We start from the raw sequence: 13,963 nt of genomic DNA, 5'->3' as shown, positions 1-13,963 counted from the left end.
ATCACGGTGAATTGCCCAAATGCACTGTTTTTCTGACTGAATAGCTAACCCGCGTAAAAATCCGCAGCCTACTTTTGCAGCAGCAAGCAACACAGTTTATCAAGTGTTTAATTGTTATTACAGGTTAGAACTGAAAATGTATCGGGGGTAATATTCATTACCCCCGGAATTTTTTAACGCGCTCTTTCCCGGGCTGCCCGCTGGAGATCGCGGGGCAATGTGTCGAAGGCTTTTTTGAAGGAACGGGTAAAATTGGCGGTATTCTGGAAGCCGGTCATATAGGCCACCTCCTTTACGGGGTACTGCTGCTGGCTGAGTAACTGGCGGGCATATTCCATGCGTTGCGCCTGGTAATACTGGTAACAGCTCATGCCGAACAGCGACTTGAACACGCTTTTGAATTTCGTAACGCTCATGTTGCACATCCGGGCCAGCTCTTCCACCGTCAGCGGCGGGCTCTCAAAATCCCGTACATACAGGTCCTTTACTTTCAGCACGTCATGCAGGTTGGTATGATAATACGGCCGCTGCTGCGTGCCTGCCGCAAAGCAATGATAATACCACTGGTTCATCAGGTAATAGGCGGCGCTCACCATTGACGTGCGGAGGATGAAGTCCGCGTGTTGGTCGGCGCCTAACTGTTCAAACACCTGGTCCATATGATGCCGTACTACCAGGGGCAGGGGCGTGATGTTGCTGAACGGGTGGTCGTTTATGAAGTCCTGCACCAGCGGGTGGCGGGGCGGATGCTCAATAAGGCGCAGCTCCTCCAGGGCAAACTCGCGGGAAATAATAATGGTAAAGGTGCGGTGCCTTTGGCCGGCGGGGAACAGGAGGCTGCTGCCTAACTGGGAACTATGTACGAAAATGCTGTCGCTGTTGATGCGCATATCCTCTCCCGGGGGACCGCTGTCCGTAAAATAAGGCTGGGGGTAGCCATAGCGGCAGCCCAGCACGTAGTAACGCTCGTCCGTACAGGGCCGTCTTACTACCAGCGCCGGCAGGTGATAGTTCACATCGCAGACCAGGCAGTACATGCCGTCAAAAAGCTCCCGGCAGGCTACAAAGCCGCTGCCTAATGTTTTCGGAACAGGGATACAGTTGTGCTCCGTTCTCACAGGGATACTGGCGGATGCCGCATAGCCGGCCGCTATCTGCTCCAGCATTGCTGCAATGGGGCCGGGCGTAAAATGAACAGTTATACTTTGTTTATCCTTCATGAACCTTCATTGGCATTTTTTGAACAATACAAGTCAGCACCGGTTTTTACGGTAAAAAAACCAGCAGGTTAATAAACAGCAATAAAGTATGGTTGAATGGCTATAAAGGGAAAAAATGGACTGCTACAAGAGGCGCTCTGCTATGATTTATGGTACAGTTATGCCTGTTACTTAAAAAATCATGCCAAACATCAAAAAGCCGCTGATCGTTTTGCACTGTTAATATGTCCTTTTGGATAATTTTCTTTGCTGCGCTTGTCTTTATTTGCAGGCAATTTCACTGTGAATTGGTAACTCCAGATCTGTAGTAGCTGGTTGCTGATGGCTGCAATACCGCCATTAACGGCCGGCTACTTGCTGTCTGCTACTGAAAGAATAAAATTTTTTAGTAGTTTCGCCCCTTACATTTTAATTATGCCCCAACCAGACAGCAGCAATACGATGTTTCAACTGGCGGCAGATTTCATTCAGCAAACCAACCGCCATATTTTTCTGACCGGCAAGGCCGGCACGGGGAAAACCACTTTCCTGAAGTACGTTAAGGAGCATACCGCGAAGAACACGGTGGTGATAGCGCCTACGGGCGTAGCGGCCATCAATGCCGGTGGCGTTACCATGCATTCCTTTTTCCAGTTGCCTTTCGGGCCCTTTATTCCCGGCGCCAGGCGCGGTTTCGGAGAGGCGGACGATAACAGCGTGGACATGCATGCCCTGTTCCGGAACATCCGTTTCAACCACGATAAGAAAGCCATGCTGCGCGAGCTGGAGCTGCTCATTATCGACGAGGTGAGCATGGTGCGCGCGGACTCGCTGGATGCCATAGACACGATCCTGCGTCATTTCAGGAACCAGCCCCTGCTGCCCTTTGGCGGCGTGCAGGTGTTGTTCATCGGCGATCTTTTCCAACTGCCGCCGGTAGTGCCGGATGCGGAATGGCAGTTGCTGAAGGAATATTACGCCAGCATCTTCTTCTTCGACGCCAAAGTGCTGGAGCAGGCCCCGCCGCTCTACGTGGAGCTGAAAAAGATATACCGGCAGAATGAGGCCACGTTCATTGACCTGCTGAACGGCATCCGCAGCAACAGCGTAACGCCGGAACAACTGGAGCTGCTGAACAGCCGCTACCAGCCCGGCTTCAGCGGTGGCGATGCTCCCTATATCGTGCTCACCACCCACAACCGCAGGGCTGATGAGATCAACGCCGCCCGCCTGGCTGCCGTACCGGGACCGGTGCACCGCTTTGAAGGCCTTATAGAAGGCGACTTCAGCGATAAGGCCCTGCCTACGGAGCAGGTGCTGCAACTGAAGCCCGGCGCACAGGTGATGTTCATCAAGAACGACCTGGCGGAAGTGAAACGCTATTACAACGGAAAGATCGCCACGGTAAAGGCGATAGAAGAAGACCGCATTATGGTGACCCTGGCGGGCAGCGAAGAGGACCTGCAACTGGAGAAAGAGAAATGGCGCAATATCCGTTACACGTTCAATAAAGCTGAAAACCGTATTGAAGAGGAGGAGCTGGGCAGCTTTACCCAATACCCGGTGCGCCTGGCCTGGGCCATTACCATCCACAAAAGCCAGGGGCTGACCTTTGAAAGGGCCATCATAGACGCCGGCAGCGCCTTTGCGCCCGGGCAGGTGTACGTGGCCCTGAGCCGCTGCACTTCGCTGGACGGGCTGGTGCTGCATTCCCGCATTCACCCCTCCGCTATCCGGAACGATGAGCAGGTAACGGCCTTTGCCGCCCGGGAAAATGCGGCCAACGAGCTGCAGCACCTGCTGGATAAGGAAAAGCGCGTATTCTGGGCCAACCGCCTGGTGCAGGTGTTCAGTTGGCAGAAATTGCTGGCCGCCCTGCAGGAGCACGCCGCCTGGCTGGCCGCCAAAAAGCTGCCGGACATGGAAGCGGCGCAGGCCCTGAGCCGCCTGCTGCAGGAAAACGCGGCGCAACAGCAGCAGGTAGCGCAGAAGTTCCGGCCGCAGTTACGCAGCATACTGGACACGGTGGTGGAAACAGACGATATCGCCCCTTTGCAGGAGCGCCTGCACAAAGCCATCGGCTATTTTACCCGCTCCCTCTACGAAGAGCTGATAAAGCCCCTGCAGGAGCACAAGGCCGCCGTGAAAGGCGCCCGGCAGCGCAAGTACCTGGCCCAGTTGGAAACCCTGGAAGCCACTTTGTGGAACAAATTGCAACAGGTATGGCAGGCCGCTTACGGGGAACAATACTTTCATGAAGGGTTGATGGATTACACACTGCAGCGCAGCGCGCCTCCCGCCAAACCGGCGAAGCAGAAACAGGAGGCTGGCAGCAGCCGCCGGGGCAGCCTGGAGCTGTACCTGGAGGGCAAGTCCGTCACCGAAATCGCCGGCCTGCGCCAGTTGGCCGCCAGCACCATCGAAAGCCACCTGGCCCAGTGCGTGGGCGCCGGTGAGCTGGAGCTGGAGCGGTTTGTGCCCAAAGAAAAAGTGGACCGTATCCTGCCCCTGGTGTCCGAGCTGGGGCTGACCGCCACCGGTCCTATCAAACAGCGTTTAGGCGATATCGTGACCTATGCCGAGATACGGGCGGTGCAGGGATATTGCAGATTGGCGAAAGAATAGTAACTTTACTAATTATCCAGCCTACAACCGTTGCCTAAACAGACCGAATGATTTATGGCACGGAATACCAAATTAAGACTCAGCGTACTGGACCAGTCTCCCATCCGCAAGGGCAGCAATGCCGTAGAGGCGCTGCAGGAAAGCATTCAACTGGCAAAGCTGGCAGACCGCCTGGGATATACCCGCTACTGGCTGTCAGAACATCATAACACGCAATCGCTGGCCGGTTCGGCGCCGGAAGTGCTCATTGCCCGCCTGGCCGGTGAAACGCAGCGTATCCGCGTAGGCTCCGGCGGCGTCATGCTGCCCAACCACAGCACATTAAAAGTAGCGGAGAACTTCCGCCTGCTGGAAGCGCTCTATCCCGGCCGCATAGACCTCGGCATTGGCCGCGCGCCCGGCGGGGACCGCATTACGGCCCACCTGCTCAATCCATCCAATACTTTTGATCCCCGGGAATTTGTGCAGCAACTGGCGGATCTGCAGGCCTACCTTTCTGAAGCCGCCAATTCCGGGTCCGTACACGAAAAAGTAAAGGCTACCCCGCACATCGATACCAAGCCGGACCTCTGGATACTGACCTCCAGCGGGGAAAGCGGTCTGCTGGCCGCCCATTACGGCATGGCGCTTTCCTTTGCGCATTTCATTTACCCGGTGGGCGGGCCCAAAGCAGTGGCCACTTACCGCGAGCGCTTCCATCCCTCACCCTGGCTGCAGGAGCCGGTGGCCAACGTGGGCATATTCGTTTTTTGCGCAGATACCGAAGAAAAAGCGCAGCAGCTCCAGGCTGTCATGGACTACCGCCTCCTGAGCTTCGAGAAAGGCCAGGCGGACCTCGCCTTTTCCTACGACGACATCAAGGACTACCAGTATTCGGAAGGGGAGTGGGAGCGGGTGCTGCGTAACCGCGGCCGCATGGTGACCGGTACGCCTCCGCAGGTAAAAGAGCAGTTGCTGCAACTGGCCGCAGATTATGGAGTAGAAGAGATCGTGGTGGCCACCATTGCGGACAGCTTTGCAGACCGCCTGCGCTCATATGAATTGCTGGCGGACTGTATGATGTAGGATTTATCTACTAGGTAGGTATAGGACAGTTTCACGTTCCCCATTTGTTATTTTTGGAGCATTCAGCTACAGGATGCATTCCGTATTCCTTCATATAACTGATATAAAAGATAATTCCACATTTATGCAAGCTATTTTAGGTGTTTTCTTCCATTTTGTCGGCGGGTTTGCCTCCGGCAGTTTTTATATTCCCTTTAAGAAAGTAAGGAACTGGGCCTGGGAAAGTTACTGGATCGTAGGCGGCTTTTTTTCCTGGCTGATCGTGCCCTTCCTGGCTGCCTGGATCACCGTGCCGGATTTCCTGGCCATTATTGCCAATACGGATGGACTTACGATTTTCTGGACCTATTTTATGGGGGTGCTGTGGGGCATCGGCGGGCTCACCTTTGGGCTGGCCATGCGCTACCTCGGCCTGTCGCTGGGCATGTCCGTAGCCCTGGGCTATACCTCCGCATTCGGCTCCCTGATACCGCCCATTTACCGCGACCTGTTCTCCAATGGCGCGCAGGGGGAGACGTTCACCTCCATGTTGCAAAGCACCGGCGGGCTGCTGGTGCTGGCAGGCGTGGTGGTATGCCTGGCCGGCATTGCTATTTGCGGCAAGGCCGGCGTGATGAAGGAAAACGAGCTGCCTGAAGAGCAAAAGAAAGCCAGTATACAGGAGTTCAATTTACGCAAAGGGCTGGTGGTAGCTACGGTGTCGGGCATACTGAGCGCCTGCTTCAATTTTGGGATCGAGGCCGGCAAGCCCATGGCGGAAATAGCCGTGCAGCAGGGCAGCAATCCCCTGTTCCAGAATAATGTGATCTTCGTGGTATTGTTATGGGGCGGGCTTACCACCAACCTGTGCTGGTGCATGTTGCTGAATGCGCGCAATAAGACCTTTGGCGATTATACCAACAAGGCCACGCCGCTGGCCAGCAATTATCTCTTTGCCGCCATTGCCGGCACCACCTGGTTCCTGCAGTTCTTCTTTTACGGCATGGGGGAGAGCAAGCTGGGAAACGGCGCCAGCTCCTGGATACTGCACATGGCGTTCATCATCATGGTGTCCAGCCTCTGGGGCATTACCCTGCGGGAATGGAAGGGCGTGAGCAGGAAAACATATGTCACGATCGTGCTGGGTATCCTCACTATTATGGCGTCTGTGTTATTGGTAGGGTTTGGCAATTCAATTAATAATTAATAATTAAGAATTAAAAATATGGTTTCAGCATCAACAAATTTCAGGCATGTAAGTTATTTATGGGATGAGGCAAAAGCGGCATCGCTGGCCGGCGATGAAGTGGCGTTGCTGATATACCGGTCCAACCTGCTGGGCGCCGATCTGCGCCTCACCAACTACGGCGGCGGCAACACCTCCTGCAAGGTGATGGCCGCCGATCCGCTTACCGGGAAGCAAACGGAAGTGATGTGGGTAAAAGGTTCCGGCGGCGACCTGGGCACCCTGAAAAAAAGCGGACTGGCAGCCCTATACGTGGAGCGCCTGCGCAGCCTTGAAAATATCTATCGCGGTATTGAGCATGAAGATGAAATGGTGGAGCTGTTCAACCATTGCATTTTTGACCTCAGCTCCAAAGCGCCCTCTATTGATACGCCCCTCCATGGCTTCCTGCCGTTCAGGCATATTGATCACCTGCACCCCGATGCGGCCATTGCCATTGCGGCGGCAAAGGACGGCAAGCGCATTACGCAGGAGCTGTTCAACGGCGCCATCGGCTGGGTGGAATGGCAGCGCCCCGGTTTTGACCTGGGCCTGAAATTGCGCCAGTGCCTGCAGGACAATCCCGGCATCAAAGGTATTATGCTGGGCTCCCACGGCCTGTTTACCTGGGGGAATACCGCCTATGAAAGCTATATCAACACCCTGGAAGTAATAGAGCGTTGCGCCGCTTACCTCGAAGATAATTATGGCAAAAAACGGCCGGTGTTTGGTGGCGCCCGACTACAGGCAGCCCCCGCGGAAACGCGCCTGCAGCAGGCGGCTGCGCTGGCCCCGGTGCTGCGCGGCCTTTGCTCTGCCCATACCCGGATGGTAGGCCATTTTACGGACGACGACCGTGTGCTGGACTTCATCAACTCCAATGACCTGGACCGCCTGGCGCCCATGGGCACCAGTTGTCCCGACCACTTCCTGCGTACCAAGATCAGCCCGCTGGTGCTGGACCTGCAGCCGGAAGCAGACCTCACAGACCCGGCCGCACTGAAGGAAAAGCTGGCCCCGCAGTTCGAGGCCTACCGTAAAATGTACGCGGATTACTACAATACCTGCAAGCATCCTGACTCGCCCGCCATGCGTGACCCCAACCCGGTGGTGATCCTGTACCCGGGCATCGGTATGTTCACCTTCTCCAAGGATAAGCAAACGGCCCGCGTGGCGGCGGAATTCTACATCAATGCCATTAATGTGATGAAAGGAGCGGAGGCCGTTTCGGAATACACTTCCCTGCCCCGGCAGGAGGCGTTCAACATTGAATACTGGCTGCTGGAAGAAGCCAAGCTGCAGCGCATGCCCAGGCCCAAGGCGCTCTCCGGGAGGGTAGCCCTCATTACCGGCAGCGCCGGCGGTATCGGTAAGGCCATCGCCAAAAAATTTGCGGACGAAGGCGCCTGCGTAGTGATCAATGACAATGACGCCGGCCGCCTGGAAGCCGCCAAAGCGGACTTTGGCAAAAGCTACAGTGCCGATGTGTTCACCACGGCCCTGCTGGACGTGACCAGCAGCGGGGATATCCGCAATGCCTTTAAGACCGCTGCCCTGGCCTTTGGCGGGGTAGACCTGGTGGTGAACTGCGCCGGGCTGTCTATTTCCAAGCCCATAGAGGAGCATACGGAAAAGGACTGGGACCTGCTGTATGATGTGCTGGTAAAGGGCCAGTTCCTCGTTACACAGGAAGGGGTGAACATCATGCGCAAGCAGGACATGGGCGGCGATGTGCTGAATATCGTGAGCAAGAACGCCCTGATGTCTGGTCCCAATAACGCCGGCTATGGCTCCGCCAAGGCTGCGCAGTTGCACCTGAGCCGCCTGAATGCCGCGGAGCTGGGCAAGGACCGTATCCGCGTGAACGTGATCAATCCTGATGCCGTGATCGCCGACAGCAAGATATGGGAAGGCGCCTGGGCCGAAGGCCGCGCCAAAGCCTACGGCATCAAGGTGGAGGAACTGCCGGCATTCTACGCCAAACGCACCCTGCTGAACGAGGTGATCCTGCCGGAAGATATTGCCAGCGCCTGCTTCGTGTTTGTAGGAGGTCTGCTCAATAAATCCACCGGCAACGTGCTGAACGTGGACGGCGGCGTGGCCACAGCATTCGTGAGGTAATTAATAATGAATAATTAACAATTAATAATCGTTGCATAGGTGGTTCGTGCGGCATCAGTGTAATGATTATCATGTAATAAATAAGTTAGTAATCGTTACACAGCATACTATTGTTACGTTTGTGTAATGATTATTAATTATTAATTTTTAATTATTAATTGGATTAAAATGAAACTGGAACAACACCACATAGATACATTCAATACAGATCAGGCCGATGCCCATGCCCGGGCCTTTGCCTTCACTGCGGAAAAAGTGCCCGACATCCAATACGTGCTGCAGCGCCTGCAGGAATTCCAGGTGGCTATTCCCAGTTGGGCGCTGGGCACCGGCGGTACCCGCTTTGGCCGCTTTTCCGGCGGGGGAGAGCCGCGCAGCCTCGAAGAGAAGGTAGAGGACGTGGGATTGCTGCATGCCCTGAACCGCGCCAGCGGCGCTATTTCCCTGCACATTCCCTGGGACATCCCGGAGAATGCGCCGGCCATCAAGGCCCTGGCGGCCCAGCACGGGCTGCGCTTCGATGCGGTGAATTCCAATACCTTCCAGGACCAGCCCGGGCAAAAGCTGAGCTATAAGTTCGGCTCCCTGCATCATACGGACAAGGCCGTTCGTAAACAGGCCATAGCACATAATATAGAAGTGGTCAAATATGGAATTGAGCTGGGCTCCAATGTGCTCAGCCTCTGGTTGTCAGACGGCTCCAACTTCCCGGGCCAGCTCAATTTCCGCGAAGCATTTCTCCGCACCCTGGAAAGCCTGCAGGAGATCTATGCCGCGCTTCCCGCTGATTGGAAGCTGTACATTGAGTACAAGTCCTGTGAACCCAACTTTTATTCTACTACTATTGCAGACTGGGGCCAGTCCCTGATGCTGGCCAACAAGCTGGGCGACAAGGCGCTGACCCTGGTAGACCTGGGGCACCACCTGCCGAACGCCAACATTGAACAGATCGTGGCCCTGCTGCTGATGGAAGGCAAGCTGGCCGGTTTCCATTTCAATGACTCCAAGTATGGGGATGACGACCTGACCGTGGGCAGCATCAACCCTTACCAGCTTTTCCTCATCTTCAACGAGCTGGTGGAAGGCATGGACGCACGCGGCATGCATCATGCCAGCGACCTGGGTTGGATGATAGACGCTTCCCACAACGTAAAGGACCCGCTGGAAGACCTGCTGCAATCCGTAGAGGCCATTATGATCGCCTATGCGCAGGCCCTGCTGGTGGATACCAAAGCCCTGGCGGAAGCCCGGCAGGCCAATGACGTGGTAACGGCGCAGGAGATACTGCAGGAGGCCTACCGCACAGACGTGCGGCCCCTGGTAGCACAGGCCCGGTTGCTGAACGGCGGCGCCCTCCAGCCGGTACAACTGTACCGCCGGCTGAAGATAAGAGAAGCGCTCATTAAAGAAAGAGGCCTGAAAACCGTGGCTACGGGATTGTAAAATTCCAAATTCCAAAATCCAAATTCCAAAATTGGAGACACATCCCTTAAATAATCAGCAAACTGCTATTTATATGGGTGCTTGCCACCAGTTTGGAATTTGGATTTTGGAATTTGGGTTTTAAACTTTTAGTATGCAGCCTGTCATCGCTATACTCGATATCGGCAAAACCAACAAGAAGCTGTTCCTTATAGATGAGCATTACCGTATTGTGTGGGAAAAGAACGGTCCCCTGCCGGAAATTTCCGACGAGGACGGCGATCCCTGTGAAGATGTGCAGGCGCTCACCCGCTGGGTGCAGGAGGGGCTGCGGGAAGTGCTGGGCATGGAGACCTACCTGGTAAAAGCGGTGAACTGCTCTGCCTATGGCGCCAGCTTTGTGCTGACGGATAAAAACGGGCAGGTGGCCGCCCCCCTTTATAACTACCTGAAGCCGTACCCGGCAGCCTTGCAGCAGCGTTTCTTCGACCTGTATAATACTGCCGGCGACCTGCCGGGCATCACGGCATCGCCGGTGCTGGGCAGCCTGAACTCCGGCCTGCAGCTCTACCGGTTAAAGCATCTGCAGCCGGCTTTATTCGGCAGCATCCGTTACGCCCTGCACCTGCCGCAGTACATCAGTTTCCTGGTTACCGGTCACGCCTGTACGGATATTACCAGCATTGGCTGCCATACCATGTTGTGGAACTTCCGGGAGCAGCAGTACCACGAGTGGGTGCGCAGGGAGGGCATTCTCGACAAGCTGCCGCCGCTGCATCCCTCCGATGCGGTAGTGCCGGCGCAACTGGAGGGGCATTCCTTGGTGGCAGGCGGCGGGCTGCATGACAGTTCTGCCGCGCTGATACCTTACCTGGCCGGTTTTACGGAGCCGTTTGCGCTGATCTCCACCGGCACCTGGTGCATTACCCTGAACCCTTTTAACCATCACCCGCTTACCGCCGCGGAGCTGGAGCAGGACTGCCTGTGTTACCTGGAGTACAAGGGCCGCCCGGTAAAGGCCGCCCGCTTGTTTGCCGGCCACGAGCATGAGCAGCAGGTGCAGCGCCTGGCCGCGCACTTCGGGGTAGCGCCGGACCATTACAGGCAGGTGGAATACGACCCTGCGCTTATCCATACATTGGGCAGGCCGCAGCAGCCTGCCCTGAACCGTTTTGCCGGCCGCCCGCTCACTGACTTTCCTTCCTACGAAGCCGCCTATCACCAGCTAATGACCGACCTGGTGGCCGCCCAGCAGCATTCCACGCAATTGGTGCTTGACAATACGGATGTGAAGCGTATTTTTGTAGATGGCGGCTTTAGCAGAAATCCTTTGTACATGCACCTGCTGGCAGCAGCGTTTCCCCACCTGGAGGTATACGCTGCTTCCGTGGCGCAGGCTACTGCCATTGGCGCCGCATTGGCCATACACCGGCACTGGAACAGCCGCACCTTACCCGGCGACCTGGTGGAGCTGCGGCTTTATAAAGCAGAAGGCGTAAAGCAGAAAGCAAGAAGCTGATTGCCTCGTAGTTATTCGCGGCAATCGGCCTTCAGCTTTCAGCTTTATGCTTTCAGCTCAAAAGAACGTTTATGAGAGTTGGACTATTCATACCATGCTACATCGATCAGTTTTATCCACAGGTAGGCATTGCTACATTACAATTACTGGAGAAGCTGGGCTGTAACGTGCACTACCCGCAGGGGCAGACCTGCTGCGGCCAGCCGATGGCCAATTCCGGTTTTAAGCACCTGACCGGTGACTGCAACCGGCTGTTCACGGAACATTTCAGCACCTACGACTACATTGTGGCGCCGTCCGGCAGTTGCGTGCTGCATATAAAGGATCATTTGCACGTAGCCGGCAATGAAGCTGCCGCTACGCATATACGGCAGCGCATATACGAATTATCCGAATTCCTCACAGATATATTGCAGGTAAAGCACCTGCGCGCAAAATTTCCGCATAAAGTAGGCATCCACCAAAGCTGCCACGGGCAGCGCGGCCTGCATGTTTCGCAAATGACGGAGCTGGTGGCCCCGCCCTTTTCCAAGCCCCGGCAACTGCTGGAGCTGGTGGACGGGCTGGAGCTGGTACAGTTGGACCGTGCAGACGAATGCTGCGGCTTTGGCGGCACCTTCTGCGTATTTGAAGAGGCGGTGTCCGTAAAAATGGGCAAAGACCGCGTTGCCGATCATGTTCATAACGGCGCCGAATATATTACCGGTAATGATGTAAGCTGCCTGATGCACCTGGAAGGCATCCTCCGCCGGCAGAAAAGCCCGGTAAAGGTGCTGCACATTGCGGAAATACTGAATAATGAGTAAATATCCGCATCGGCATATTGACACATCTACACTGAATTTATGGATACAGCTATAAAAGACCACGCCTCCCTCGCCGAACAGTTCAACACTGATGAGCCGCGGGTGAACTGGCATGATGAAACACTGTGGTGGGTACGCCAGAAACGCGACAAAATAGCCTGGACCATCCCGGAATGGGAAACCCTGCGCGAAACGGCTTCCCGCATCAAGCACAATGTGCTGGGCAACCTGCACCAGTACCTGCTGGAGTTTGAGCAGCAGGCCCTGAAGAACGGCGCGGTAGTGCACTGGGCGGCCGATGCGGAAGAGCATAACCGTATTGTGCTGCAATTGTTGCAGCAGCAGGGCGTACAGCGCATCGTGAAGAGCAAGTCCATGCTTACGGAAGAATGTCATTTAAATCCTTACCTGGCAGCCAACGGTATCGAGGTAGTGGATACGGACCTGGGCGAGCGCATTGTGCAACTGGCCAAGGAGCCGCCCAGCCATATTGTGCTGCCCTGTATCCATAAGAAGAAAGAGGAGATCGGGGACCTGTTCCACGAGCACCTGGGCACGCCGGCCGGCAATGCAGACCCGCAGTTCCTGACCGCCGCCGCCCGCGCGCACCTGCGGAAGGAATTCCTGCAGTCACGCGTAGCCATTACCGGGGTGAATTTTGCCGTAGCGGAAACGGGGGAGCTGGTGGTGTGCACCAATGAAGGCAATGCGGATATGGGCGCACACCTGGCCGATGTGCATATTGCCTGCATGGGCATTGAAAAGATAGTGCCGCAGCGCCGGCACCTGGGCGTATTCCTGCGGCTGCTGGCCCGCAGCGCCACCGGGCAGCCCATTACCACCTACAGCAGCCATTTCCGCAGGCCAAAACCCGGGCAGCAACTGCATATCGTACTGGTGGACAATGGCCGCAGCCGGCAACTGGGACGGGAGGACTTCCGCAATTCACTGAAATGCATCCGCTGCGGGGCCTGTATGAATACCTGCCCCGTATACCGCCGCAGCGGAGGGCACAGCTATCATAATGCCATTGCCGGGCCTATAGGAGCTATACTGGCGCCCAACCTGGACATCAGGCAATATGCCGACCTGCCTTTTGCATCCACCCTCTGCGGTTCCTGCTCCAACGTGTGCCCGGTGAAGATAGATATACACCAGCAGTTGTATAAATGGAGACAGGTAATCACACAGGAAGGGCAGGCGGCTGCCTCCAAAACAGCCGGTATGCAACTGGTCACCGCCGTATTGTCCCGCCCCGGGCTGTACAGGCTGGCAGGCAGGGCGGGGCGCTGGGTCATGCGCGTAGCGCCGGGCCTGGTAAACAACCGTTTTAATCCCTGGTACAAACAAAGGGAAATGCCGCCGCCCCCTCACAGCTCCTTTGCAGCATGGTATAAAAAGAACAGACGATGAACAGCAGAGAACGCATATTACAGGCCGTAAAGGCCAGCCAGCCGGAAGGCGCCGCCCTGCCGGACCTGGATGCACTGGCCGCTCCCCGGCCGGTGGACCTGGAAGGGTACCGCAAGGTAACGGAAAGCATGGGCTCCCGCCTGCTGGAGATCCGGCAGGAGTCGGAGATACCGGCCCTGGTCCGGGAGTATCTGCCCGGCATTGAACAGGTGGTAGCGGTAAACCCGCACTGGTACGGAGGGGACATACCCGCCGGCTGGCAAACCGGTGATGGCCGCCAGTTGCAACAGGCGGACCTGGCGATAGTAAAGGCGCAACTGGGCGTAGCGGAAAATGGCGCGTTATGGATCACGGAACAGGAGCTGCAGGTGCGGGTGCTGCCTTTTATTGCCCAGCACCTGGCCGTGGTGCTGGCGGTGGAAGACCTGGTGCCCACCATGCATCACGCCTATGAGCGGATAGGGGATCAGCATACGGGCTTCGGGGTGTTCATTGCCGGCCCTTCCAAAACGGCGGATATAGAGCAGTCCCTGGTGCTGGGTGCGCATGGCGCCAAAAGCCTGACCATATTCCTGAAGGTATAGACCGT

The 13,963-nt window shown here is 56.1% G+C and carries 10 protein-coding genes; 9 read left to right on the top strand and 1 reads right to left on the bottom strand.

Annotated elements, in window-relative coordinates; translation table 11 throughout:
- Positions 1–173 precede the first annotated feature (173 nt).
- Entirely contained in the window at positions 174–1,220 is a 1,047-nt protein-coding gene (locus LX66_RS20890; RefSeq protein WP_145717156.1) for a helix-turn-helix transcriptional regulator, read from the bottom strand.
- A 414-nt stretch (positions 1,221–1,634) separates the two neighbouring features.
- On the opposite strand from LX66_RS20890, the gene LX66_RS20885 reads away from it, so the two are divergent.
- The 9 genes from LX66_RS20885 (at position 1,635) to LX66_RS20845 (ending at position 13,958) form a co-directional block, all read left to right on the top strand.
- On the top strand, positions 1,635–3,824 hold the full coding sequence (locus LX66_RS20885; RefSeq protein ID WP_145717155.1) for a helix-turn-helix domain-containing protein: 2,190 nt from the start codon (positions 1,635–1,637) through the stop codon (positions 3,822–3,824).
- Positions 3,825–3,878: 54 nt separating this feature from the next.
- Positions 3,879–4,889, top strand: coding sequence for an LLM class flavin-dependent oxidoreductase (locus LX66_RS20880; RefSeq protein ID WP_145717153.1), 1,011 nt, complete (start codon positions 3,879–3,881; stop codon positions 4,887–4,889).
- 124 nt (positions 4,890–5,013) lie between these two features.
- The gene (gene rhaT, locus LX66_RS20875; protein WP_145717151.1) at positions 5,014–6,075 is read left to right on the top strand and encodes an L-rhamnose/proton symporter RhaT; all 1,062 of its coding nucleotides are present in this window, start codon (positions 5,014–5,016) and stop codon (positions 6,073–6,075) included.
- Between the two features lie 18 nt (positions 6,076–6,093).
- Complete coding sequence (locus LX66_RS20870) at positions 6,094–8,214, top strand: bifunctional aldolase/short-chain dehydrogenase (RefSeq protein ID WP_145717149.1); 2,121 nt, start codon at positions 6,094–6,096, stop codon at positions 8,212–8,214.
- 168 nt (positions 8,215–8,382) lie between these two features.
- Complete coding sequence (locus LX66_RS20865; protein WP_145717147.1) at positions 8,383–9,657, top strand: TIM barrel protein; 1,275 nt, start codon at positions 8,383–8,385, stop codon at positions 9,655–9,657.
- Between the two features lie 133 nt (positions 9,658–9,790).
- A complete protein-coding gene (locus tag LX66_RS20860) occupies positions 9,791–11,155 on the top strand; it encodes an FGGY-family carbohydrate kinase (RefSeq protein ID WP_145717145.1) in 1,365 nt (454 codons plus the stop codon).
- A 71-nt stretch (positions 11,156–11,226) separates the two neighbouring features.
- Positions 11,227–11,961: a (Fe-S)-binding protein gene (locus tag LX66_RS20855; protein ID WP_145717144.1), complete on the top strand. Its 735-nt coding sequence runs from the start codon at positions 11,227–11,229 to the stop codon at positions 11,959–11,961.
- Positions 11,962–12,000: 39 nt separating this feature from the next.
- On the top strand, positions 12,001–13,374 hold the full coding sequence (locus LX66_RS20850) for a lactate utilization protein B (RefSeq protein ID WP_145717142.1): 1,374 nt from the start codon (positions 12,001–12,003) through the stop codon (positions 13,372–13,374).
- Positions 13,371–13,958: a LutC/YkgG family protein gene (locus tag LX66_RS20845; RefSeq protein WP_145717141.1), complete on the top strand. Its 588-nt coding sequence runs from the start codon at positions 13,371–13,373 to the stop codon at positions 13,956–13,958. Before LX66_RS20850 ends, LX66_RS20845 begins: the two co-directional genes overlap by 4 nt.
- Positions 13,959–13,963 lie beyond the last annotated feature (5 nt).

The sequence above is a fragment of the Chitinophaga japonensis genome (assembly GCF_007830125.1).
GTDB classification, from domain to species: Bacteria; Bacteroidota; Bacteroidia; order Chitinophagales; family Chitinophagaceae; genus Chitinophaga; species Chitinophaga japonensis.
Note: the sequence above shows the minus strand (reverse complement) of the source record. Positions and strands in the feature narration are given on the sequence as shown.